Origin of the sequence: Klebsiella sp. GB_Kp047 (assembly GCF_040065235.1) — a bacterium.
GTDB lineage: Bacteria > Pseudomonadota > Gammaproteobacteria > Enterobacterales > Enterobacteriaceae > Klebsiella > Klebsiella quasipneumoniae.
The window spans coordinates 266,848-292,008 of sequence record NZ_JBEAJG010000001.1 but is presented as its reverse complement, the minus strand read 5'-3'; the positions used below and the strand labels follow the sequence as shown (position 1 = coordinate 292,008).

Annotated in this window: 16 protein-coding genes; 4 read left to right on the top strand and 12 right to left on the bottom strand. The window is 62.1% G+C overall.

The window, feature by feature from the left end; genetic code table 11:
* Positions 1 to 23: 23 nt before the first annotated feature.
* The gene (locus ABLV76_RS01410; RefSeq protein WP_325926579.1) at positions 24 to 920 is read left to right on the top strand and encodes a DMT family transporter; all 897 of its coding nucleotides are present in this window, start codon (positions 24 to 26) and stop codon (positions 918 to 920) included.
* Here ABLV76_RS01410 and narI read toward each other — a convergent pair.
* From narI to ABLV76_RS01385, 5 genes are all read right to left on the bottom strand, one after another.
* Positions 917 to 1,594, bottom strand: coding sequence for a respiratory nitrate reductase subunit gamma (gene narI / locus ABLV76_RS01405; protein WP_348878142.1), 678 nt, complete (start codon positions 1,592 to 1,594; stop codon positions 917 to 919). The two genes, ABLV76_RS01410 and narI, sit on opposite strands and share 4 nt — an antisense overlap.
* Positions 1,594 to 2,304, bottom strand: coding sequence for a nitrate reductase molybdenum cofactor assembly chaperone (gene narJ, locus ABLV76_RS01400; RefSeq protein WP_049003801.1), 711 nt, complete (start codon positions 2,302 to 2,304; stop codon positions 1,594 to 1,596). The genes narI and narJ overlap by 1 nt, the downstream gene beginning before the upstream one ends.
* Positions 2,301 to 3,836, bottom strand: coding sequence for a nitrate reductase subunit beta (gene narH, locus ABLV76_RS01395; RefSeq protein WP_004203183.1), 1,536 nt, complete (start codon positions 3,834 to 3,836; stop codon positions 2,301 to 2,303). The genes narJ and narH overlap by 4 nt, the downstream gene beginning before the upstream one ends.
* Positions 3,833 to 7,576 carry a nitrate reductase subunit alpha gene (locus ABLV76_RS01390; protein WP_348878141.1) on the bottom strand — a complete coding sequence of 1,248 codons (3,744 nt, stop codon included), beginning with the start codon at positions 7,574 to 7,576 and terminating at the stop codon, positions 3,833 to 3,835. Before ABLV76_RS01390 ends, narH begins: the two co-directional genes overlap by 4 nt.
* Before the next feature lie 404 nt (positions 7,577 to 7,980).
* A complete protein-coding gene (locus tag ABLV76_RS01385; RefSeq protein ID WP_004203185.1) occupies positions 7,981 to 9,369 on the bottom strand; it encodes a NarK family nitrate/nitrite MFS transporter in 1,389 nt (462 codons plus the stop codon).
* A 311-nt stretch (positions 9,370 to 9,680) separates the two neighbouring features.
* Here ABLV76_RS01385 and narX point away from each other — a divergent pair, with 311 nt between their 5' ends.
* Together narX and narL are read left to right on the top strand one after the other, a co-directional pair.
* Entirely contained in the window at positions 9,681 to 11,459 is a 1,779-nt protein-coding gene (narX, locus tag ABLV76_RS01380; protein ID WP_348878140.1) for a nitrate/nitrite two-component system sensor histidine kinase NarX, read from the top strand.
* A gap of 10 nt (positions 11,460 to 11,469) precedes the next feature.
* Positions 11,470 to 12,120, top strand: a complete 651-nt coding sequence (narL, locus tag ABLV76_RS01375; protein WP_002910198.1) for a two-component system response regulator NarL — start codon at positions 11,470 to 11,472, stop codon at positions 12,118 to 12,120.
* On the opposite strand, the gene ABLV76_RS01370 is transcribed toward narL, so the two are convergent.
* The 7 genes from ABLV76_RS01370 to nasR all read right to left on the bottom strand — a co-directional run bounded on the left by ABLV76_RS01370 (position 12,117) and on the right by nasR (position 24,704).
* Positions 12,117 to 13,499, bottom strand: a complete 1,383-nt coding sequence (locus ABLV76_RS01370) for a YchO/YchP family invasin (protein ID WP_064149755.1) — start codon at positions 13,497 to 13,499, stop codon at positions 12,117 to 12,119. The genes narL and ABLV76_RS01370 overlap by 4 nt on opposite strands.
* Before the next feature lie 153 nt (positions 13,500 to 13,652).
* Positions 13,653 to 16,259: a nitrate reductase gene (locus ABLV76_RS01365; RefSeq protein WP_109938715.1), complete on the bottom strand. Its 2,607-nt coding sequence runs from the start codon at positions 16,257 to 16,259 to the stop codon at positions 13,653 to 13,655.
* Positions 16,259 to 20,326, bottom strand: coding sequence for a nitrite reductase large subunit NirB (nirB, locus tag ABLV76_RS01360; protein WP_109938716.1), 4,068 nt, complete (start codon positions 20,324 to 20,326; stop codon positions 16,259 to 16,261). The genes ABLV76_RS01365 and nirB overlap by 1 nt, the downstream gene beginning before the upstream one ends.
* Before the next feature lie 10 nt (positions 20,327 to 20,336).
* Positions 20,337 to 21,125 carry an ABC transporter ATP-binding protein gene (locus tag ABLV76_RS01355; protein WP_043520495.1) on the bottom strand — a complete coding sequence of 263 codons (789 nt, stop codon included), beginning with the start codon at positions 21,123 to 21,125 and terminating at the stop codon, positions 20,337 to 20,339.
* 9 nt (positions 21,126 to 21,134) lie between these two features.
* A complete protein-coding gene (ntrB, locus tag ABLV76_RS01350) occupies positions 21,135 to 22,019 on the bottom strand; it encodes a nitrate ABC transporter permease (protein WP_004203197.1) in 885 nt (294 codons plus the stop codon).
* 1 nt (position 22,020) lies between these two features.
* Positions 22,021 to 23,277, bottom strand: a complete 1,257-nt coding sequence (locus ABLV76_RS01345) for a CmpA/NrtA family ABC transporter substrate-binding protein (RefSeq protein ID WP_348878139.1) — start codon at positions 23,275 to 23,277, stop codon at positions 22,021 to 22,023.
* Between the two features lie 245 nt (positions 23,278 to 23,522).
* The gene (gene nasR / locus ABLV76_RS01340) at positions 23,523 to 24,704 is read right to left on the bottom strand and encodes a nitrate regulatory protein NasR (RefSeq protein ID WP_043520499.1); all 1,182 of its coding nucleotides are present in this window, start codon (positions 24,702 to 24,704) and stop codon (positions 23,523 to 23,525) included.
* A gap of 68 nt (positions 24,705 to 24,772) precedes the next feature.
* On the opposite strand from nasR, the gene ABLV76_RS01335 reads away from it, so the two are divergent.
* Complete coding sequence (locus tag ABLV76_RS01335; protein WP_002910380.1) at positions 24,773 to 25,126, top strand: DsrE/DsrF/TusD sulfur relay family protein; 354 nt, start codon at positions 24,773 to 24,775, stop codon at positions 25,124 to 25,126.
* Positions 25,127 to 25,161 lie beyond the last annotated feature (35 nt).

Sequence of the window (25,161 nt, the reverse complement as noted above, 5' to 3'; positions counted from 1 at the left end):
TGGAAAACTTCTGGAGGTGAAATATGCAAATTACCCGCGGCGTCTGGCAAATGAGCCTGGCGATGATAATTTCTGGCTCGATCGGCGCGTTCGTGCTGCTCTCTGGTTTGCCGGTAATTGATGTGGTGTTCTGGCGCTGCCTGATTGGCGCGCTCACCCTGCTGCTGTTTATCGTTCTCAGCCGCCAGCCCTTCAGTCGTCTCACGCGCTTCACCCTCGCCCTCGCGGTACTTGGCGGCATCGCGCTGGTCATCAACTGGCTGCTGCTGTTTGCCGCCTACTCGCGTATTTCAATTGGCATGGCCACGGTGGTCTACAACACCCAGCCGTTTATGCTGGTGCTGATGGGCATGGTGTTGGGGGAACGGGTCAGCGCCGTAAAATGGGGATGGTTACTGCTGGCCTTCGGCGGCGTGGTGATCCTGCTGTCAAGCGAGCTTGCCCCGACGCACGGCGAAAGTCTCACGGCCGGCGTTTTGCTGGCATTAGGCGCGGCATTTTTCTATGCCCTGACCGCCATCATCGCCCGCAAACTGCATCCGCTCCCTGCTCAGCATATTGCCTTTATTCAGGTGCTCGTCGGCGTCGTGATGCTGCTGCCGCTGGTGCAAATGCCCGACTTTTCTGCCAGCTTCCCCTGGCGCTATCTGCTGATCCTCGGCGTCGTCCATACCGGGATCATGTATCAGCTTTTATATAGCGCGATACAGAAGCTGCCGACGCCCATTACCGGTTCGCTCTCCTTTATTTATCCGTTGGTGGCGATGGGGGTCGACTATCTGGTCTTCCATCATGCGTTAACCCCTATGCAGTGGTGCGGCGGGATGCTTATTCTGTTTGCCGCCGCCGGGAATAACCTCGGCTGGGGCGAAAAAAAACCCCGCCAGGGCGGGGTCAGTCAGCGGTCGCGGGCCAGTTAGCGACGGGCGCGGACAATCTGGTATTTGCGCGTCAGGTACTCTACCGGCGCGCTCCAGATATGAACCAGGCGAGAGAATGGGAACAGCAGGAACAGGGTCATCCCCAGCACCAGGTGGACGCGGAAGATAAACGCCACGCCATCCAGGTGCTGCGACGCACCGCCGTGGAAGGTGACCACCGACTGCGCCCAGCCGACCAGCTTCATCATTTCGCTGCCGTCCATATGCTGGGCAGAGAATGGGATCGTCAGTAGACCCAGCGCACACTGCACCATCAGCAGGGAGAGGATCAGAATATCCGCGCCGGTGGTGGTGGCGCGCACGCGTGGGCTGAGCAAACGACGCTTAAGCAGCAGTAAACCGCCCACCAGGGTCATCACGCCGCAGGCGCCGCCGGCGATCATCGCCATCTTCTGCTTGACGTCGATCGGCAGGAAGGATTCATACATCCAGTGCGGGGTCAGCATGCCGAGGAAGTGGCCGGCGAAAATGCCGAGGATGCCGATATGGAACAGGTTCGACGCCAGGTTCATTCCCTTACGGTCCAGCATCTGGCTGGAGGCGGCGCGCCAGGTGTACTGACCGTGGTCGTAGCGCAGCCAACTGCCGATCAGGAACACTGAACCCGCAATGTACGGATAAATGTCAAAGAAGAACATATTCAGGAAGTGCATTATTGCTGTCCTCCGTTAGAGATATTCAGATATTGCGGGGCCACGGCTCCGGCAAAACGACGCTGGTGAGCGGAAATCTCCGACTCGCCGCAGCCCTGGTCGGCAAAGAATTTCACCTGTTCTTCTTCCCAGACCGCGTCCAGCGCCTGCAGCGTATCGTCGCGGGCTTCGTCGGCAATCTTCTCCGCCACCTTCTGGCTGTCGACCTGAGTGTTTGCCAGCTTCAGCAGCAGTTCGAACAGCACCGCATAGCGGCTCTCGCGCTGCTGCAGCCGCGCGCTGAGCAGGCCGAGGATCGGCGCAACGTCCCGCAGGCCGCCAAGCGCTTCCTCTTCCGGCAGCTGCGCCAGATACTCCAGATACAACGGCAGATGATCCGGCAACTCATGGCTATCGAGCAGCAGACCGTGGCGCTCATACTGCGCCATCAGATCAACCATCGCCTGCCCGCGATCGCGGGATTCGCCGTGCACGTGTTCAAACAGCAGCAGCGAGGTGGCCCGGCCGCGGTCAAACAGTTCGCTATAGGCCGCCTGGGCATCCAGCGGATCCTGAGTCAGCAGATCGCGCAGAAAAACGCCCAGCGCGTGAGCATCCTCTTTGCTGAGTTTCTCTGATGACGCAAGCGCCTCGAACATCTCCTGCTGATGCTGCCATAAGGCAGCGTCAGGGTATTCGAGCAGGCGCGACACAATCACAAGTTCAATCATGCGTGCGGCTCCGTTTTGCTGGTCACGTCGATGGCGTCGATGCGACGGCTGTTGAACAGGTTGAACTGGCTGTCAGAGCCGTGGCAGCCGTCACCAAAGCTAAAGCCGCAGCCGTTTTTCTCCGGGAACGCTTCCCGCGCCTGTTCACGATGGCTGCTTGGCACCACGAAACGATCTTCGTAGTTAGCGATCGCCAGGTAGCGGTACATCTCCTGAGCCTGCGCTTCGCTTAAGCCCACCTCATCCAGCGCGCGGGTATCGACAACGCCGTCAACGGTTTCCGCCCGCTTATAGTGACGCATCGCCAGCATCCGCTTCAGGGCCAACAGGACCGGTTGGGTATCGCCGGCGGTCAGCAGGTTCGCCAGATACTGCACCGGAATACGCAGGCTTTCCACGTCCGGCAGGATCCCATTGCTGCCGAGTTCGCCGGCATCGGCGGCGGACTGAATCGGCGACAGCGGCGGCACGTACCAGACCATCGGCAGGGTGCGATATTCCGGGTGCAGCGGCAGGGCCAGCTTCCAGTCCATCGCCATTTTCCAGACAGGCGACTGCTGCGCGGCTTCAATCACCCCCTGCGGTACGCCATCTTTCAGCGCCTGCTCAATCACTTTCGGGTCGTTCGGATCGAGGAACACGTCCAGTTGACGCTGATAGAGATCTTTCTCGTTCTCGGTGCTGGCGGCATTTTCGATCGCATCCGCGTCATACAACAGGACGCCGAGATAGCGGATTCGGCCCACGCAGGTTTCGGAGCATACCGTCGGCATTCCGGATTCAATACGCGGGTAGCAGAAGATGCACTTTTCGGACTTTCCGCTCTTCCAGTTGAAGTAGATTTTCTTGTACGGGCAGCCGGTGATGCACATCCGCCAGCCGCGGCACTTGTCCTGGTCGATGAGCACGATGCCGTCTTCTTCACGCTTATAGATGGCGCCGCTCGGGCAGGTCGCGACGCACGCCGGGTTCAGGCAGTGCTCGCACAGGCGCGGCAGATACATCATGAAGGTGTTCTCGAACTGGCCGTACATCGCCTTCTGCATGTTGTCGAAGTTCTGGTCTTTGGCGCGCTTTTCAAACTCGCCGCCGAGGATCTCTTCCCAGTTCGGACCGCTGGTGATCTTGTCCATCCGTTGGCCGGTGATCAGCGAGCGCGGACGGGCGATCGGCTGGTGTTTACTCTCCGGGGCGTTATGCAGGTTCTGGTAGTCGTAATCGAACGGCTCGTAGTAATCATCGATGCCCGGCAGATGCGGGTTCGCGAAGATTTTACCTAACAGCATCGCGCGGTTGCCCATGCGCGGCTGCAGCTTGCCGTTGATTTTGCGGATCCAGCCGCCCTTCCATTTCTCCTGGTTTTCCCAGTCGTTCGGAAAACCGACGCCAGGCTTACTCTCCACGTTATTGAACCAGGCGTACTCCATCCCTTCCCGGCTGGTCCAGACGTTTTTACAGGTGACCGAGCAGGTGTGGCAGCCGATGCACTTATCGAGATTCAGCACCATGCCGACTTGTGAACGAATTTTCATTTTACGCTCTCCTGTACCTGGTCATTGCCTTCGCCGTCTAACCAGTTAATGTTCTTCATCTTACGTACCACCACAAACTCATCGCGGTTGGAGCCGACGGTGCCGTAGTAGTTAAAGCCATAGGCCAGATGGCCATAGCCGCCGATCATATGGGTCGGTTTCGGCGTAATACGGGTAACCGAGTTGTGGATCCCGCCGCGCTGGCCGGTAACTTCAGAGCCAGGCAGGTTCACGATGCGTTCCTGCGCGTGGTACATCATGGTCATCCCGGCCGGCACGCGCTGGCTCACCACGGCGCGCGCCGTCAGGGCGCCGTTGGCGTTGAACACTTCGATCCAGTCGTTATCTTCGATCCCCAGATCTTTCGCATCCGCCTCGCTCATCCAGACGATCGGTCCGCCGCGTGACAGGGTCAGCATCAGCAGGTTATCGCTGTAGGTCGAGTGGATACCCCATTTCTGGTGCGGGGTCAGGAAGTTCAGCGCCTTCTCAGGGTTGCCGTTGGACTTCTCGCCCATCACCGCTTTCACCGAGCGGGTGTCAATCGGCGGACGATAAACCAGCAGGCTTTCGCCAAAGTCGCGCATCCACTGGTGATCCTGATACAGCGACTGACGACCGGACAGGGTACGCCATGGGATCAGCTCGTGAACGTTGGTGTATCCGGCGTTATAGGAGACGTGTTCGTCTTCCAGACCTGACCAGGTCGGGCTGGAGATAATTTTCCGCGGCTGCGCCTGAATGTCGCGGAAACGGATCTTCTCGTCTTCTTTGTTCAGCGCCAGGTGCGCGTGCTCACGGCCGGTGATCTCGCTCAGCGCTTTCCACGCCTTCACCGCCACCTGACCGTTCGTTTCCGGTGCCAGGGTGAGGATCATCTCCGCGGCGTCAATGGCCGTCTCCAGCTTCGGCTGACCTTTCGCCGGGCCTTCCGCCTTGGTGTAGTTGAGCTTACGCAGCAGGTCCATTTCGCTCTGGGTATTCCAGGCGATGCCTTTCCCGCCGTTGCCGATGGTTTCCAGCAGCGGGCCAATAGAGGTGAAGCGCTCGTAAGTCGCCGGATAATCACGCTCGACCGGAATAATATGCGGCGCGGTTTTCCCCGGAATCAGGTCACATTCGCCCTTCTTCCAGTCTTTGACGTCCAGCGGCTGCGCCATTTCCGCGGCGGAATCATGCTGGATCGGCAGCGTAACGACGTCGGTTTCTTTACCGAGGTGACCCACGCACAGTTCAGAGAATTTCTTCGCGATACCTTTATAGATATCCCAGTCGCTCTTCGATTCCCAGGCCGGGTCAACGGCCGCCGACAGCGGATGAATAAACGGATGCATATCCGAGGTATTCATGTCGTCTTTTTCATACCAGGTGGCGGTCGGCAGCACGATGTCGGAGTAGAGACAGGTGCTCGACAAACGGAAGTCGAGGGTCACCACCAGGTCCAGCTTGCCGTCGAGGCCGTTATCTCGCCATTCGACTTCTTCCGGCTTCACGCCGCCCTGCTTGCCAAGGTCTTTACCCTGAATGCCGTTCTCCGTACCCAGCAGGTACTTGAGCATGTACTCATGGCCTTTACCGGAGGAGCCCAGCAGGTTGGAACGCCAGATAAACAGGTTACGCGGATGGTTTTTACCGTTTTCCGGCTGCTCCGCCGCAAAGCGAATCGAGCCCTCTCTCAGGGATTTGACGGTGTAATCCACCGGCGTCATGCCGGCTTTTTTCGCCTCATCGGCGATGCGCAGCGGGTTAACGCCCAGCTGCGGCGCCGACGGCAGCCAGCCCATCCGCTCGGCGCGGACGTTGAAGTCGATCAGATGGCCGCTGTAGCGGGATTTATCCGCCATCGGCGACAGCAGCTCCTGCGCGGTCACGGTTTCATAGCGCCACTGGCTGGAGTGGTTGTAAAAGTACGAGGTGCTGTTCATATGGCGTGCCGGACGCTGCCAGTCAAGGGCGAACGCCAGCGGCTGCCAGCCGGTCTGTGGACGCAGTTTTTCCTGGCCCACATAGTGCGCCCAACCGCCACCGCTCTGGCCGACGCAGCCGCAGAAGATCAGCATGTTGATCAGACCGCGGTAGTTCATGTCGAGGTGGAACCAGTGGTTGAGACCCGCCCCGACGATAATCATCGAGCGACCATGGGTTTTATCGGCGTTATCGGCAAACTCGCGGGCGGTACGGATGATATGCGCGCGGGAGACACCGGTAATTTTCTCCGCCCAGGCCGGGGTGTAGGCTTTCACTTCATCATAGCTGGCGGCGCAGTTGTCATCGTTCAGACCGCGCTCCAGGCCATAGTTGGCCATGGTCAGATCGTACACGGTGGTCACCAGCGCGCTGGAGCCGTCGGCCAGCTGCAGGCGTTTGACCGGCAGTTTGTGCAGTAGAATGTTTTCAAGAGCGACTTTGTTGAAGTGCTCAGAACCTTCGCCGCCGAAGTACGGGAAGCCAACGTCCGCCACCTCGTCATGGCTGCCGAGCAGACTCAGACGCAGCTCAATCTCTTCGCCGGTTTTGCCATCGCGCTGTTCGAGGTTCCATTTGCCTTTATCGCCCCAGCGGAATCCGAGGGAACCGTTCGGCACGGTGAGATCGCCTTTCTCGTCAAAGGCGACGGTCTTCCATTCCGGATTCTTTTCCTGACCAAGGGAATCCACGAGGTCGGACGCGCGCAGCGTGCGGCCGGCGGCGTAATAGCCGTCGCGCTCCTCAAGCATCACCAGCATCGGCATGTCGGTGTAGCGACGCACGTAATCGGTGAAATACTGGCTCGGCTTATCAAGATGGAACTCACGCAGCATCACGTGGCCCATCGCCAGTGCCATCGCGGCATCGGTACCCTGCTTCGGCGCCAGCCACAGATCGCAGAGCTTGGCGATTTCGGCGTAGTCCGGAGTGATAGCCACGGTTTTGGTCCCTTTATAGCGAACTTCGGTAAAGAAGTGCGCATCCGGGGTACGGGTCTGCGGCACGTTGGAGCCCCAGGCGATGATATAGCTGGAGTTGTACCAGTCGGCGGATTCCGGCACATCGGTCTGCTCGCCCCAGGTCATCGGCGAGGCCGGCGGCAGGTCGCAGTACCAGTCGTAGAAGCTCAGGCAAGTGCCGCCGATCAGCGACAGGTAACGGGCGCCGGAGGCGTAGGAGACCATCGACATCGCCGGGATCGGCGAGAAGCCGGCCACGCGGTCCGGACCGTAAGTTTTCACGGTATAGACGTTGGAGGCGGCAATCAGCTCGTTCACTTCCTGCCATGAGGAGCGGACAAACCCGCCGCGACCGCGAGCCTGTTTGAAGCTTTTGGCTTTGTCGGCGTCTTCGATAATCGAGGCCCATGCCGCGACCGGATCGCTATGCTGAACCTTCGCCTCCCGCCACATCTTCATCAGGCGTTTGCGCATCAGCGGGTATTTCAGGCGGTTCGCGCTGTACAGATACCAGGAGTAGCTGGCGCCGCGCGGGCAGCCGCGCGGTTCGTGGTTTGGCAGGTCCGGACGGGTGCGCGGATAGTCCGTTTGCTGGGTTTCCCAGGTCACCAGCCCGTTTTTGACATAAATCTTCCAGCTGCATGAACCGGTGCAGTTAACACCGTGAGTGGAACGCACAATTTTGTCATGCTGCCAACGTTGACGGTATCCATCCTCCCAGTCCCGGTTGGTGTTTAGAAGCTGGCCGTGCCCATCGGCAAAGGTTTCACCCTTCTGTTTGAAGTAGCGAAACCGGTCCAGGAATTTACTCATCGGGTTTCTCCTGATATGGAGCCTGACGGCTCTCTGATAAATCGACATTGCTGGATTTGCAGCGAAGGTAACGCCATGAAAGCGGGCGGGAATTGATAGCGATCAATACGGACTGGCTTGTTAACGTGGCGCAAATTGGCAATTACCACCAAGGTGGTACAAAACTCAGTTTTTTAATTTGATGTTTTTTAAGGTTTTTTAGCGAAAAATAGCTCGCCAGACGCGGGATGGTTCACCAGGGAGGTATTAAGGGGTAGAGCGGTAACGCTGGTAAGCCATCCCTTCCCGGCTCAGTGGTCAAAACGAATAAAAACACTCATTAGTATGTTGTAACTAATAAAGCCAGTAAAAAAGGCGCCTCCCTCAGGAGTGCGCCTTTAGGAAGCGACATCGACTACGGCGAATTACTGACGCTTACGGCCGTATACCGCCCAGGTGATGATCACGCAGGCGATATAGAAGATCAGGAATACTTTCATCGCGCCGGCCGGCGAGCCGGTCAGATCCAGCGAGATACCGAACGCCTTCGGAATAAAGAAGCCGCCGATGGCGCCAATGGCGGAGATAAAGCCCAGCGCCGCCGCGGTATCGGTCGCCGCCTCGCGCATCGCCTGGGCTTCGCTGCCGCCCTGGGCCTTCACCCGGTCCATGGTCAGCTTACGGAAGATCACGGAGATCATCTGGAAGGTGGAGGCGCTGCCCAGCCCGGCGGTAAGGAACAGCACCATAAACACTGCAAAGAAGGCGATGAAGTTGCCGCCCTGGCCATTGGTCGGCAGCGTCAGGAACAGCAGCGCGCAGAAGACAGCCATCACCACGAAGTTCACCAGCGTCACGCGGGTACCGCCGAGACGGTCGGAGATCGCCCCGCCCATCGAACGCGCCAGCGCGCCAATAAACGGACCGAAGAAGGCGTAGTGCAGGATCTGCACGTCCGGGAACTGGGTTTTCGACAGCATGGCAAAACCGGCGGAGAAACCGATAAAGGAGCCGAAGGTCGCCAGATAGAGCAGCGCCATGATCCACAGATGCAGGCGTTTAAGCACCGGCAGCTGTTCGCTCAGCGAGGCTTTGGAAGCTGACAGGTCGTTCATAAAGAACCACGCCGCCAGGGTGAAGATAATCAGGAAAGGTACCCAGATCCACGCGGCGTTTTCCAGATACAGCATCGAGCCGTCAGGCTGCTGGCTGCCGGTCCCGCCAAAAATGGCAAACACCGAGACCGACACCACCAGCGGTGCGACCAGCTGCATCACGCTGACGCCCATATTGCCGAGGCCGCCGTTGACGCCCAGCGCCCCGCCCTGCTTCGCTTTCGGGAAGAAAAAACTGATGTTGGCCATACTGGAGGCGAAGTTGGCCCCGGCGAAGCCGCACAGCAGAGAGATGATGACGAAGACGCTAAACGGCGTGGAAGTATCCTGGACCGCAAAGCCCAGCCACACGCACGGCACAATCATGATCCCGGTGCTGAACGCCGTCCAGCGACGGCCGCCGAACAGCGGCACCATAAAGGCGTAAGGCACGCGCAACAACGCGCCGGAGAGCGCCGGCAGCGCGGTCAGCATAAACAGCTGATCGGTCGTAAACTGAAAGCCCACTTTGTTGAGGTTAACGGCAACGGCGCTGAACAACATCCATACGCAGAACGCCAGTAACAGACAGGGAACGGAGATCCATAAATTGCGGCTCGCCACATGGTGGCCGCGCTGTTGCCAGAATTCAGGATCTTCAGGCCGCCAGTCGGTAATGACCGAGCGATTAGCCTTCTCCGGGAGGGAAGATTGACTCATAGATACCTCTGATTATTCATATTTCCTGCCGCTACCTTAGGGGTTGCCCGGGGCGGTAAGTTGATATAAATCAAAGGAAAAGCGCGGACTAATTTGTGCAAAAATAGACCATGCTCCGAAGTGAGTAGAGAATGGTGGGAAAAAAAGTGTGGTTTTTCACACGGCTGCCGGGATGCGTATAACCCCTCTCCCAACGGTGCCTACCACCGACAATTAAGGAGTAACTCTTTGGGGGTATGGGTATACTCCAGGGGATAGCCGAGAATAAGCGCCACTCCCGGAGACACGACCGGTCAGGAGCCACGCATTCCATGTTAAAACGTCTTTTTACCCCGCTGACGCTGGTCAATCAACTGGCGTTGATCGTCCTGCTTGCCACCCTTACAGGCGTCGCCGGCATGGCGATCTCCGCGCGCCTGGTCAACGGCGTGCAGGGCAGCGCGCACGCCATTAACAAAGCTGGGTCATTACGCATGCAGAGCTACCGGCTGCTGGCGGCGATCCCGCTGAATGAACACGATCAAAAGCTGGTCGATGATATGACCGCCACCGTCTTTAGTCCGGAGCTGCAAAACTCCGCCCGCCGCGACGGACAGGAGCGCCAGCTGCAGGCCCTGCAGCAGTACTGGCAGCTGGCGCTGGCTCCCGGCATGCAGCGCGCGGTCAACCAGGCGGAGGTCGCCCAGGATGTCGCCGACTTTGTCGATCGTATCGACCAGCTGGTGACCGCATTCGACCATACCACCGAGCAGCGTATCGAACGGGTAGTCTGGATCCATCGCCTCCTCGCCATCGGCATGGCGCTACTGCTGATCTTCACCATCATCTGGCTACGCGCCCGACTGCTGCGGCCATGGAAACAGCTGCTGAGCATGGCGCGAGCGGTGAGCCAGCGTGATTTCACCCAGCGGGCGCACATCAGCGGGCGCAACGAAATGGCGACTCTTGGCATGGCGCTAAATAACATGTCGGAAGAGCTGGCGGAAAGCTACGCCGTGCTGGAGCGCCGGGTGCAGGAGAAGACCGCCGGGCTGGAACAGAAGAACGAGATCCTCGCCTTCTTATGGCAGGCCAACCGCCGGCTGCACGCCAACGCCCCGCTCTGCGAACGCATTTCGCCGGTGCTGAACGGTCTGCAGGGTCTGACGCTGCTGCGCGATATCGAGGTGCGGGTCTACGATCTGGAAGATGAAGACAACCATCAGGAGTTTACCTGCCACTCGGATAATGAATGTGATGACATGGGCTGCTACCTCTGCCCACGCAACCTGCCGCCGCTACCGGATGGCGGCACAACGCTGAAGTGGCGGCTGTCGGATGCGCATAATCAGTACGGCATCCTGCTGGCGACGCTGCCGGTTGGCCGTCATCTCAGCCACGATCAGCAGCAGCTGGTGGATACGTTGGTTGAACAACTGACCAGCACTCTGGCGCTGGACCGCCATCAGGAGAAACAGCAGCAGCTGATCGTCATGGAAGAGCGGGCCACTATCGCTCGCGAGCTGCATGACTCCATCGCCCAGTCGCTATCCTGTATGAAGATGCAGGTCAGCTGCCTGCAGATGCAGGGCGACGCTTTGCCGGTGGAGAGCCGCCAGCTGCTGGGGCAAATTCGTAACGAGCTGAATACCTCGTGGGCCCAACTGCGGGAGCTGTTAACCACCTTCCGCCTGCAGTTGACCGAGCCGGGCCTGCGCCCGGCGCTGGAGGCCAGCTGTCAGGAGTACAGCGCCCACTTCGGCTTTACGGTGCAACTTGATTATCAGCTTCCGCCGCGCTTTGTGCCGTCGCATCAGGCCATACACCTGCTGCAGATCGCCCGCGAAGCGTTAAGCAACGCCCTGAAGCATGCCAGCGCGACGGAAGTGACCGTGACGGTGTCACAACGCGATAACCAGGTCCGTCTGGTGGTGGCGGATAACGGCCGCGGCGTGCCGGACCACGCCGAGCGGAGTAACCATTACGGTTTAATTATTATGCGGGATCGCGCGCAAAGCCTGCGCGGCGACTGTCAGGTTCGGCGCCGGGAAACCGGCGGGACCGAAGTGATCGTCACGTTTATCCCGGAAAAAACGTTTTCCATCCAATAAGGAGACCCCCATGAGTCAACAGGAACGGGCAACCATCCTTCTCATTGACGACCATCCGATGCTGCGCACCGGCGTGAAACAATTGATTAGCATGGCGCCGGACATCCAGGTGATTGGCGAAGCCAGCAATGGCGCGCAAGGTATCGAGCTGGCGGAGTCGCTGGATCCGGATCTGATCCTGCTGGACCTCAATATGCCGGGCATGAACGGCCTGGAAACGCTGGACAAACTGCGTGAGAAATCGCTGTCTGGGCGGGTGGTGGTCTTCAGCGTCTCTAACCATGAAGAGGACGTTGTTACCGCCCTCAAGCGCGGCGCCGATGGCTATCTGCTGAAAGACATGGAGCCGGAAGATCTGCTGAAAGCGCTGCAGCAGGCGGCCGCCGGAGAAATGGTATTAAGCGAAGCGTTAACCCCGGTGCTGGCCGCCAGCCTGCGCGCCAACCGCGCCACCTCCGATCGCGACATCAGCCAGCTGACCCCGCGCGAGCGCGACATCCTCAAGCTGATCGCCCAGGGGCTGCCGAACAAAATGATCGCCCGCCGACTGGATATCACCGAAAGCACCGTCAAAGTGCACGTCAAGCACATGCTGAAGAAAATGAAGCTCAAATCCCGGGTGGAAGCCGCGGTATGGGTCCATCAGGAGCGAATTTTTTAAGGCGAGTCCGTCCAGGAGACGCCTGGCGCGGTGAACTTGACCAGCGGCTCGGTCAGCGCCAGGGCGATCTCATTGGATGAGACGCGCTGCCCCTGTTTATCCTCTACCACCACCGACAGGCGCCAGCGGTTCGCGGCGCCCGGTTCACTGTTCCACACCGGCATAATCACGCTCCAGCCATCGGGGCTGCGGGCATCCACCGGCGGCGTCAGGCTGAGCGCCTGGGTGTCGCCCTGCCAGTGCAGCGACTTGATACCGTGCAGACTATGGATCTGCAGCTTCAGCTGCACCGTCTCCCCGGACTGTAGATCCCAGGGCGGCGTGGCCAGATAGACCGTCAGATTTTTGCGCTGCCGATACTCCACAACCGGCAGATTATCCCGCTCCGGGCTGTCGAAGCGGCTGCCGCGCAGCGAGTTGCTGAACGCCACCTCGTCCGCCGCCAGCTGCTGCTTGAGCGGCACACCAAAGCGGTAGTTGAGCTTCAGGCCAACGTTATTCTGGCTGACGCCATTTTCCCCTTGCTTATGTTTGGCGGTCACGGTGACCAGCGGGACCGGGGTGTAATTGAGCCCGACGGAGACGGCCACCGGGTTATGGTAGCCAGTGCCGGTATGAAACAGATCGACGCTGTCGCCGAAGTATTGTTCGACGCTGACGCTGGTGTTGATGTGCTCATAAAACGGCAGTCGCGCCTGGGCGGTAACGTCATACCCTGCGGCCATCCGCTGCTCCTGGGTTTGATTCTCCCGCAGCTGCCAGTCGCCCAGCGGATGGTAGTAGTTCGCCGACAGGCGGAGATATTCTCCCCACGCCTCGGCGCCGACGCTGCCGCGAGCCAGGCTTTCGCTCAGCACCTTGTCATAAAACGAGTTATAGCCCAGCAGCCAGCCGCCGACCCGCCAGCGCTGGCCAAGCCCAATGTTGCCCACCAGATCGTTCTCGCGCCGGGTCACCGAATACTGGTTCCACGTCAGGTAGCGATCGTTATCCTGCAATGGCACGAACCAGCTCCCTTTACTGCCGGTGAACTTCCCCTCTTTATCGACCAGCAGGTCGACATTGGCGTTGCCCCATGGCGAGAGCCAGCTCTCCAGCTGGTGGCTCACTTCATTGCCGAGTTTGTTAATGGCGAACATCTGCGCCTGTTCGCCCGCCGTCAGTCCGTTATCGCTCATGCTGGCCTCGCCGAACTTCTTAGCCACTTCGGCAAAGTGTCTGGCGTCGTCATCGACCTGCGGGGCGATCCCCAAATCGGGCAAGGAAGGTTCTTCCTGGGGAGTAAAAGTGGTGTGGCTGGCGGTCAGCGCCCAGACGGGAACGCCCGGCAGCAGCAGGAGAAAGATCAGGGATGGCAGCAAACGGTACGACACAGGCATCAACTGGTTTTGCGCGGGCTCGCAGAAAAAATTGGAAGATGGTTTTAGTTTATCGTTTTTTCCCCTCTCCCGCAGCCCTGCGGACAATTCCAGGAATATGCTGAAACCGGTTGGGCAATCTGTCGCCCAACCACAGAAGATATCGCCGCGCCGTTAGGCCCCGGCGCGGGCCGGTTGCGTCGCCAGCAGCGCGTTGAGCTCCGGCACGCAGGAGCCGCAGTTGGTCCCGCACTTCAGCCTGGTGCCCAAAGCCCCGACGCTGGCGCAGCCGCTGGCGATGGCCTCGCCGATCGCCCGCTCGCCGACCCCAAAGCAGCTGCAGACAATCCGCCCCGGCGGCGCGGCGGCGGCGTCCGGTCGGCCGCTGAGCAGCGCATGGCGCCGGGCGGCATCGGACGGCGGCGTGGCGAAGGCGGCGCTTACTCCTGCGCTATCCACCGCCGGCTCGCGCGCATCGCTCCACCAGCCCAGCATCAGCCTCCCCTGATGCCACGCCAGCAGGTTCCACACTGCGCCGCCGTCTGCTATCTGCAGCTGCCAGCCGCGCTGCTCGCACCAGACCCTGAGCCACTGGCGGGCTGACGCCTCCCCGGCCAGCGAGTAGTGCAGCACTCCTGTCGCCGCCCGCCGCCGCCAGTGCCAGGCCGCAGGAAATGGCAGCGGTTCGCGACAAAACAGTTCGCTGTGCCAGGCAGGCTGCCAGGCGGCGATGGCCACCGCCGCCTGTTTACTCTCCGGCTGGGCGGAATGCGGGTCCGTGACGGCGGCCAGCAGGTTATTCACCCGCCCCTGGCGGGCGAACTGATTGTTCCAGTGCATGGGGACAAACAGCGAGCCGGGGCGCTGGCCTTCGCTGATCGCCACTTTCGCCACCATCACCCCATGGCGCGACCAGATCCGCGCCAGCCCCTCGGCGACAAGCTGGTAACGAACGGCGTCCTGCGGCGCCACCTCCACCACCGGCTCCGCGATATGCTGCATCAGCCGCGGCACGGCACCGGTGCGGGTCATGGTGTGCCACTGATCGCGGATCCGCCCGCTGTTGAGGATCAGCGGATAAAAGACATCGGTTGCCGCCCGGGTCGGCTGAGGCGTCACCGGCACCATTCGCAACCGGCCATCGCGATGCCAGCCGCGCGTGACATCCAGGTCGGCGCGGCGGCGGCTGACTGGCCAGCGGACCGGCGCCATGGCGTCCCACGCCTCGCGGCTGAGATCCGCCAGCGCGCCGATATCAAACGCCCGCTGGCCGTCGTTTTCGAAACCGGACAGCGCCGCATGCTCGCGGAAAACGTCATGCGGATGCTGCCAGGCAAACGCCTCGCGATATCCCAGCGCCTGCCCCACTCGGGCGATGATCCACCAGTCCGCTTTCGCCTCCCCCGGCGGCGGCAGAAAGCTGCGCTGACGGGAGATGCGCCGCTCCGAGTTGGTGACCGTGCCATTTTTCTCGCCCCAGGCCAGCGCCGGAAAACGGATGTGGGCGAAATGTCCGGTATCCGTCTCAGCGGCGACATCCGAGACGATCACCAGCGGACAGCCGGCCAGCGCCTGGCTCACCGCGTGGCTGTCGGGGAGGGACACCACCGGATTGGTGCCCATGATCCAGACCGCTTTCACCTCGCCGCGGCCGATGGCGGCAAACAGCTCCACGGCGGTCAACCCCGGAGTCTGCGCCAGCCGCTCGGTTCCCCAAAAGCGGGCCAGCCGCTGCAGATCGGCCGGCACAAAATCCATGTGCGCCGCCAGCATCGTCGCCAGCCCGCCGACTTCGCGCCCACCCATGGCGTTGGGTTGACCGGTCAGCGAAAAGGGGCCGCAGCCGCGGCGGCCATACTTTCCGCTAGCCAGATGGACGTTGATGATGGCATTACATTTGTCGCTGCCGCTGGCTGACTGGTTAATTCCCATGGTGTAGAGGGTGATGGCCCGCGGGGCGGCGATAAAATCGCGATAGAAACCCGCCACCTCATCGGCAGCCAGGCCGCAAAAATCAGCTACTTTCGCCACGTCCCAGCCACTCGCTTCGGCCAGCGCCTGCGCGCCATCGCGAAAACCGTCGACGCAGGCTCCAGCCTGCGCCAGGGCGTTAAGCAACCCCACGAACAGCCCGCCGTCACTTCCCGGCGCCAGCGCCAGATGGCGATCGGCGATCTCGCAGGTGGCGGTGCGTCGGGGATCGATCGCCACGATCTGCAACCGGGGATTGTCCCGCTTCGCCTGCGCCAGACGCTGGTACAGCACCGGATGCGCCCAGGCAGCGTTTGAGCCGACCAGTACCACCAGATCGCTGTTTTCCACATCCTCATAGCTACAGGGCACCACGTCGGCGCCAAAGGCCCGCTTGTAGCCGGTCACCGCCGACGACATGCATAGCCGCGAATTGGTGTCGATGTTCGCCGCGCCGATAAACCCCTTCATCAGCTTGTTGGCGGCATAGTAATCCTCGGTTAACAGCTGGCCGGAGGCGTAGAAGGCCACCGCCTGCGGGCCGTGCTGGTCGATAACCTGCTGCAGGCGAGAAGCGGTCTCCGCCAGCGCCTGAGGCCAGGTCACCTTCTGGCCGTCCACCTCCGGCGCCAGCAGCCGCCCCGCCAGGCCCGTGGTCTCCCCGAGGGCAGCCCCTTTGACGCACAGACGGCCGAGGTTGGCCGGGTGCTGGTCGTCGCCGCGCACGCTCACCCGCCCCGCGTCATCTACGCTCGCCAGCACCCCACAGCCTACGCCGCAGTAGGGACAGGTCGTTCGGATGGTATTCATCAGGAGGCCTCCGCTCGCGCCAGCAGCTGCTGGCTGCCCACCCACACTTTGCCGTTTTCCACTTTCACCGGCCAGGCGCGCACCGCCTGTTCACCGCCGTCGCACGGCCAGCCGTCGCGCAGGCGAATCCGCTGTTTGTACAGCGGGGAGATCACCACCGGTTCCCCGCCGACGTCCCCTAGCAGCCCCCGCGACAGCACGTTGGCCGCGCTGCCCGGCTCGCGGTTGTCCAGGGCATACACCCGATCGCCGAAGCGGAACAGGGCGATCTGCCGCTCGCCTAACCGGGCGCCGATCCCCGCCTGCGCCGGAATGGCGTCAAGGTCGCAAATCGCCTGCCACGGCCGGGATGGGAGTTCGCCTTCGGGCAACGCTTCAGCAGGCAACGGCTGCGGCTGACCGCGCAGATCGTGGCGCTGCACCGCCTCGTCGGGCTGGTCGCTGTTAACGAAGGAGCGGAACAGCGCCAGACGCTGAGGATCGTTGAGGGTGGTCTGCCACTCGCACTGGTAGCTGTCGACGATGCGGGCCATCTCCTGCTCCAGCTCCTCGCCAATGCCGAGGCTATCCTCCAGCACCACCTGCCGCAGGTAGGCGACGCCGCCCTCCAGGTTGTCCATCCAGGTGCTGGTGCGCTGCAGGCGGTCGGCGGTACGGATATAGAACATCAGCAGACGATCGATGCTGCGGATCAGCGTCGCTTCGTCGAGATCGCTGGCAAACAGGTCGGCGTGACGCGGTTTCATTCCGCCGTTGCCGCAGACGTAGAGATTCCAGCCTTTGTCGGTGGCAATCACTCCGATATCTTTGCCCTGGGCTTCGGCGCACTCGCGGGTGCAGCCAGAGACCGCCATCTTGATCTTGTGCGGGGCGCGTAGCCCTTTATAGCGATGCTCAAGCCGCACCGCGAGCCCGGTGGAGTCCTGCACGCCGTAGCGACACCAGGTTGCGCCGACGCAGGACTTCACCGTGCGCAGCGACTTGCCATAGGCGTGGCCGGTTTCAAACCCGGCGTCGGCCAGCTCGCGCCAGATAGCCGGCAGCTGTTCCAGCCGCGCGCCAAACAGGTCGATGCGCTGGCCGCCGGTCACTTTGCTGTAGAGCTGATAACGTTTGGCGATCTGCCCGATGGCGATCAGCCCGTCCGGCGTCACTTCCCCCGCCGCCATCCGCGGCACCACCGAATAGGTTCCGTCCTTCTGAATGTTGGCGAAATAGCGATCGTTGGTATCCTGCAGCGGCAGGTGCGCCGGCTTCAGCAGGTATTCGTTCCAGCAGGAGGCCAGCACCGAGGCCACCAGCGGTTTACAAACCTCGCAGCCGTGCCCCTGGCCGTAGCGGCTAATCAGCTGCTCGAAGGTATGGATATGGTTGACCCGCACCAGGTGGTAGATCTCCTGGCGCGACCACGGGAAATGCTCGCAGACATCTTTTTTCACTTCGACGCCCTGCGCCGCCAGCTGGTGCTCCATCACCTGTTTCACCAGCGCGCTGCAGCCGCCGCAGCCGGTGGCCGCTCTGGTACGGCTTTTTATCGCCGCCATATCCCCCGCGCCATTGTTCACCGCCTGGCAGATATCGCCTTTGCTGACGTTATGGCAGGAGCAGATCGGCGCGCTGTCGGGCAGCGCCGCCACCCCCAGCGCCTTCGGCGCGGCCCCCTCCAGCGCCGGCAGGATCAGGCTCTCCGGACGCGGCGGCAGCGCCATGCCGTTCAGCATCATCTGCAGCAGCGTGGCATAGTCGCTGGCGTCCCCCACCAGCACGCCGCCAAGCAGGGCTTTGCCGTCCTGACTGACGACGATTTTTTTGTAAACCTGCTGCGGACCGTCGGTCCATTGATAGCTCTGGCAGCCCGGCGTGCGCCCCTGCGCATCGCCAAACGAGGCCACGTCAACCCCCAGCAGCTTCAGTTTGGTGCTCATGTCGGCACCGCTAAAGCAGGCGTCCTCTCCTGCGAGGGTGGCTGCGGCGATCCGCGCCATCTGATAGCCCGGCGCCACCAGGCCGTAAATTTTATTATCCCACAGGGCGCATTCGCCTATCGCCAGCACGTCCGGGTCAGAGGTGCGGCACTGGCCATCAATGCCAATCCCCCCGCGCTCGCCGACCTGCAGCGCGCAGCCGCGGGCCAGCGCGTCCTGCGGGCGGATCCCCGCCGAGAAGACCACCATGTCGGTCAACAGCGTGCCGCCGTCGGCAAAGTTCAGCCGCAGGCCGTCGGCCTCGCTCACGATGGCGGTGGTGGCTTTGCTGGTATGCACCCCCACGCCGAGGGCGACGATCTTCTCCCGCAGCATCGCCGCCCCGCCGTTATCCAGCTGGACGGCCATCAGGTTCGGGGCAAACTCCACCACGTGCGTCTCCAGCCCCAGCTGTTTCAGGGCGTTGGCGGCCTCCAGCCCGAGCAGGCCGCCACCGATCACCACCCCGCGCTTCGCCGCGGCGGCATGGGCGGCGATGCGGTCGAGATCGTCAAGGGTGCGATAGACAAAGCACCCGTCGAGATCGTTGCCAGGGACAGGCGGAACAAAGGGATAGGAGCCGGTCGCCAGCACCAGTTTATCCCAGTGGGTTTCATGTCCCTCGGCGTCCCGCACCAGCCGCGCGTCGCGGTCGATCGTCGCCACCGCCTTGCCGAGGCGGAGTTCGATGCCGTGCCGGTGAAAGAAATCATCGGCCACCAGCGACAGCGATTCGGCGCTGCGTCCGGCGAAATATTCGGAGAGGTGCACCCGGTCGTAGGCGGCGTAACGCTCTTCGCCAAACACCACGATACGATATTGCTCATGCAGGTTGCGGCTCACGCATTGTTCGAGAAAATGGTGGCCGACCATGCCATGTCCCACCAGCACTAATACAGGTTTCGTCATCGTCATTATTCCTGCAGCCTGCGGCTGCGTTGAAGAAGGGTCAAAAAGCCAGTCCGCGGTGGCGGGCTCGTCGCTTTCCAGGCGCGCGGTGAGCGCGGCGGCGGCAGTGCAGTCGCCCATCAGCAGCACGCCGCGCAGGCGGCCGTCGCGCAGCAGCAGGCGACGATAGTGGCGGTCGATGGGGTCCCAGCTGGTAAAAATGTCATCCTGTTCGCCGGCCTGCTGCTCGCCAGCGCTAAAGAGTTCAATGCCGGTGACCTTCAGCCGAGTGCCGACGTCCTGCCAGACAAAGCCCGCGCTGGGGACGCCGCACAGGCGATCCGCCAGCACCTCGGCCTGACGCAGGCAGGGAGCCACCAGCCCCCAGGTGTGGCCGTCAATTTCGCAACATTCGCCAATGGCGCTGATCCCCGGCAGCGAGGCGGCCATCTGGCGGTCAACCACGATCCCCCGCTGGCACAGCACACCGGACTGCGCCGCCAGACGGCTGTTGGGCTGCACGCCGGTCGCCAGCACCACTCTGTTGGCGCGGAATACGCGCCCATCCGCCAGCCGCACGCCGTCGGCGTCGATGGCGGCGATCCGGCACTCCAGCACACAGCGAATGCCGCGCGCTTCAAGCTGCTGCCTGAGCTCATCGGCGGCAAAAGCGTCGGTCAGCGGCGCCATTAATCCGCTGCCGCGATGCAGGAGAGTGACCTCCCCGCCGTGGCGACGCAGCGCTGCCGCCGCTTCCACACCCAGCACCCCACCGCCAATCACCACCGCCGGGCCGGATATCGCCAGAATACGTTCCACGTCCGCCAGGGTGCGGAAGGGCATAACCTGCGGACGATCAATGCCCGGCAGCGGCGGGAAAAAGGGCCGCGAACCGGTGGCGAACACCAGCTCATCCCACGGCAGCCAGGTCTCCGCGATGCGCAGCCGCCGTTGCACAACATCGACTTCATTCACCGCTTCGCCAGACCGCAGGCACACCCCGTGCCGGGTGTACCACTCCGCCGGCAGCAACGGGAGCTGCGCCGCTGTTTTTTCGCCAGCCAGCAGCGGCGAGAGCTGGATGCGGTTATAGGCCGGGTGCGGCTCGTCGCCGACGACGGTAATGGCAAACCGCGCAGGGTCGCGCTCAACCAGCCGCTGCACCATACGGGTGGCCGCCATGCCGTTACCGATCACCACCAGTCGCCGCGTCATGACCGCCTCCTTACGCCGCTTTCGGCTGTTTTTCATACAGGAAATGGAGGATCTGCTGGCGCAGATGGTGATACCGGCTGTCGTCCGCCAGCTGAACGCGGTGGCGCGGACGCGGCAGATCGACCGAGAGGATCTCGCCGACCGTCGCTGCCGGGCCGTTGGTCATCATCAGCACCCGGTCGGAGAGCAGCACCGCTTCATCAACGTCGTGGGTGATCATGACGATGGTGGTATTGAGCTCCTGCTGAATCTGCATCACCGTGTCCTGGAGGTGGGCGCGAGTCAGCGCGTCCAGAGCGCCGAAGGGCTCATCAAGCAGCAGCACTTTCGGCTTCATCGCCAGCGCCCGGGCGATACCCACCCGCTGCTTCATGCCGCCGGAGATCTCCCCGGGCCGTTTATGCAGCGCATGACCCATCTGCACGCGCGCGAGATTGTGTTCAATCCACTCCCGACGCTCATGCTTGCTCATGGTGCGACGGAACACCTGATCCACCGCCAGCGCCACATTGTCGAAACAGCTCAGCCACGGCAGCAGCGAGTGGTTCTGGAAAACCACCGCCCGCTCCGGCCCGGGCCCGGCGATTTCCCGGTTATCGCACAGTAGTCCGCCCTCGGTAGGGGTGGTGATCCCGGCGATCAGGTTTAGCAGAGTCGATTTTCCGCAACCCGAGTGGCCGATCAGGCTAATGGTCTCCCCTTCGACGATATCGAAGGAGACATTCTGCAGCGCCAGAAACTCGCCGCTGGCGGTGTTGAAGCGCTGGCTGACGGCCTGCACCTGAATTAATGGTTTCATGTTGGCTCCTTATTTTTCCTGCCAGCTAAAGCGGCGGGCGAGCAGCATCAGACCCTGCTCCAGCAGCAGGCCGACGACGCCGATAATGACGATGGCGATGATGATGTTTTCCACATTGAGGTTGTTCCACTCGTTCCAGATCCAGAAGCCGATCCCCAGCCCGCCGGTGAGCATTTCCGCCGCCACGATCACCAGCCAGGCGATGCCGATGGAGAGGCGCACGCCGGTGAGCACCGCCGGCAGCACCGCCGGAAAGAGAATTTTGCGCATCACCGTCCACTCCGAGAGCTGGAGGACGCGGGCGACGTTGAGATAGTCCTGCGGGATCCGCCGCACGCCTTCCGCGGTGTTGATCACCATCGGCCAGATGGAGCAGATAAAAATGGTCCAGCTGGAAGCCGGCTCCGCCTTCTGGAACAGCAGCAGGCCAATCGGCAGCCAGGCCAGCGGGCTGACCGGGCGCAGCAGAGCAATCAGCGGATTAAACATGCGGGCGAAGAACAGCGAACGGCCGATCAAAAAACCCAGCGGAATGCCCGCCAGCGCCGCCAGGCCGAAGCCCACCGCCACGCGCTGCAGAGAAGCCAGCACGTTCCAGCCGATGCCCATGTCATTCGGCCCGTCCTGATAGAACGGATCGGCAAACAGGGTCAGCGCCGAGTCCAGCGTGCTCAGCGGCGTGGGAAAGCCTTTGCTGTGCATCGCCGCCAGCTGCCAGGCCAGCAGTAGCACCCCCAGCCCCAGCAGCGGGGGCAGCAGGCGCTGGATGAGCTCACGCAGCCAGCGCGTGACGGTTGGCGTGGTGCGCCGGACCTGCACCGGCGGCAGGAGAATCACTTCGCCAGGCGCGTTCTCCACGCTGACGACCGGTTGCTTACGTTGTGCCTGCTTCATCTCATGCCCCCTTACGTTGAATAGCGAAATGGCGGGCGTAGCCTTCCGGGTCGGACCCGTTCCAGACCGTACCGTCCATCAGTGTGCTGCTGCGCATCGTGGCTGCCGGCGCGCTGATCCCCCCTACCGCCTGGGCGGCAGCCTGCCAGACGTCGATGCGATTAATGCGCGACGCCACCGCGAGATAATCCGGAGCCTGTTTCAGCAGCCCCCAGCGACGAAACTGGGTGAGGAACCACATCCCGTCCGACAGCCAGGGGAAGCTCACCTCGCCCTCGGCGTAAAAGCGCATCGGATGGGGATCCTGCCAGCGGCGGCCGAGGCCGTTGTCATACTCCCCAAGCATCCGGCCGGTGAGGTATTGCTCCTTGGTATTGAGCCAGCCGCGTCTGGCGAGCAGGCGGGCCGTCTCCCGGGTGTTCTCCGCCGAGGCGGCGATCCAGCGCTGCGCCTCCATCAGGGCCGCCACCAGCGCGCGGGCGGTGTTCGGCTGGCGTTCCACCCAGTCGCGACGGGCGCCCAGCACCTTTTCCGGATGCTCGGGCCAGATATCCTGGGAAGTGGCCGCGGTGAAGCCGATACGGTCGTTTATGGCGCGGGCGTTCCACGGCTCGCCGACGCAAAAGCCGCTCATATTGCCGATGCGCATGTTCATCACCATCTGCGGCGGCGGCACCACGACGGTGCGCACATCGTTAAAGGGATCGATGCCGGCGCTCGCCAGCCAGTAGTAGAGCCACATAGCATGGGTGCCGGTGGGAAAGGTATGGGCGAAGGTGTAGCTGCCCGGCGCGCTGCGGTCGATCAGCCGCTTCAGACCGCCGAGGTCGATCACCCCTTTCTCCTGCAGTTCGCTGGAGAGGGTGATGGCCTGACCATTGCGGTTGAGGGTCATCAGATTGGCCATCGCCTGCGGCTTGCTGGCGATCCCCAGTTCAAGTCCGTACAGCAGGCCATAGAGAATATGCGCCGCGTCCAGTTCACCGGCCACCAGTTTGTCGCGCACCGCCGCCCAGCTGGCCTCCTTACTCGGCGCCAGGCTAATGCCATATTTTTTGTCAAACCCCTTCGCCGCAGCGATGGCCAGCGGCGCGCAGTCGGTCAGCGGAATAAACCCGACCCGCACGGTGGTCTGCTCCGGTCTGTCCGAGCCGCCGGCCCATGCGGCCTGCATCACGCCCGGCAGCAGCATCGCGCCGCCCAGCGCGGCCCCTGCCTGCAGCAAGCGCCGCCGTGAAATTGAAAATTTATCGCTCATATCCGCTCCACACGCGCAAAAAAAAAAGCGCCCGACAGTGCATATGCACTGCAGGACGCCTTTATCCACGGACACCCGAACCGCCATTGGTTCGTCGCCCGGACTTTTATTCACTCACTATAACTAATGCAAAGGGGATGCCAGCTTTGGCAATGGCGCACTGGCGGGCTTTTCCTTTCGCCCGGGTCGGTTTGTCAGGCAAAAGTGCACCGCCGACAGGCAGCAAATGCCCATCGGTTGTGCATCTACTCCTTTGGAGTTACTGGCCAGATCGCCTTCACCATCAGCAGCGCGCGGGCTATCTCAACCATCCGCTGATTCTTGTCCATGGCCATCTTGCGCAGCGTCTGCCAGGCCTGCTCCTCCGGCATCCCCTGGTGTGTCATCAGCAGGCTTTTCGCTTTTTCGATCAGCTTGCGTTCCTCGAGTGCGTCTTTCAGCGAAGCCAGCTGGCTGGAGAGCTGCTGCAGCTCATAGGCCTGCTGGCGCACCAGCGGCAGCAGCTGTTTATCCAGCCGCGGCGTCACGCTGTCGCTCTCCTCCCCGGCCAGCCAGCCAGGCGCGTCGTCTTCTAACAGCGCGTCGGTGGCGTCCAGCAGATCGTCGATCAGTTGCTCTTCCACTTCGCGCAGCTGCTCAAGCCGCTGGGTCTGCAGGCCGAACCAGCGCAGCGCCGTTTCCCCACCGTCTGCCGCCGGCTGGCGGGTGCAGGCGATCCGCCGCAGCTGCTCTATGTCCAGACCGGCCTGACACTGGGTAGTAAACAGCTGGACGGTCGCCGGGCTGCCCAGCGCCTGGAAGCTGTCGAAGCAGGGCTGCTGACCGTCAATACGGTCCACCAGCTGCTGGCGCAGGCTGTCGCTGAACTCGCCGCGGGTAAAGCCCAATGCTCCCAGCGCGCGCTCCTGACCCACCAGCTCTTTTCCCTGCATAAAGCTGTACAGGGCGACCATACGCCCGGCTACCGGCGGGTCGTCAATACTGTCATTGAGCTGCGGGACGATATTCAGCAGATGGCGGATAATACGGCTGAACTGCTCCGTCGCGGCTTCAGCGGCTACCTGCCGGCGGCTGACCTGCTCACGCAGCGCCGGGAGCTGCGCCAGATCGCCTACCGCCCGGGCGATGCGCCAGCACAGCGCGCTGCCGGCGACCGCGCGCGCCCGTTCGAGGGCGGCATAGAACAAGGCCAGCCGCTCATCAACCAGCGCCCCACCCGCCCGACACTCCGCCGCGTACAGCTGGCCGCCCGAGCAAAGAAAAATATTCGACGCCCCGCGCTCGCACTGCAGCATATGCACCAGCGCGCTGAGCTGACTTGCCAGCTCGCCCAGCCGGGCTAGTTGCTGAAGCTGTTGTTTTTGCAGGCGGCGCGCCAGCTGCAGCCAGGCCGTCGCCTCGTCCGCGTGACCAGTCGTATTATTCATACCCCTCCTCCGGGTTAACGCTTTATACTGCGGTAAAGCAATAACCGTGCCTTTAAGAAGGAGTTTGTATGCAACGTATTGTGATTATCGCCAACGGCGCCGCCTACGGCAGTGAATCCCTGTTCAACAGCCTGCGCCTGGCCATTGCCCTGCGCGAACAGCAGTCCGACCTCGATCTCAAGCTGTTTCTGATGTCCGACGCGGTCACCGCCGGGCTGCGCGGGCAGAAGCCGGCCGAAGGGTATAATGTGCAGCAGATGCTGGAGATCCTCACCGCCCAGCAGGTTCCCGTGAAGCTGTGCAAAACCTGCGCGGACGGCCGCGGGGTCAGCGCACTGCCGTTGGTTGACGGGGTGGAGGTTGGCACTCTCGTTGAGCTGGCCCAGTGGACCCTGGCGGCAGATAAAGTGCTGACCTTCTGAATCTGGGGTGCCGAACGGCAGGAAATATCAGGTTT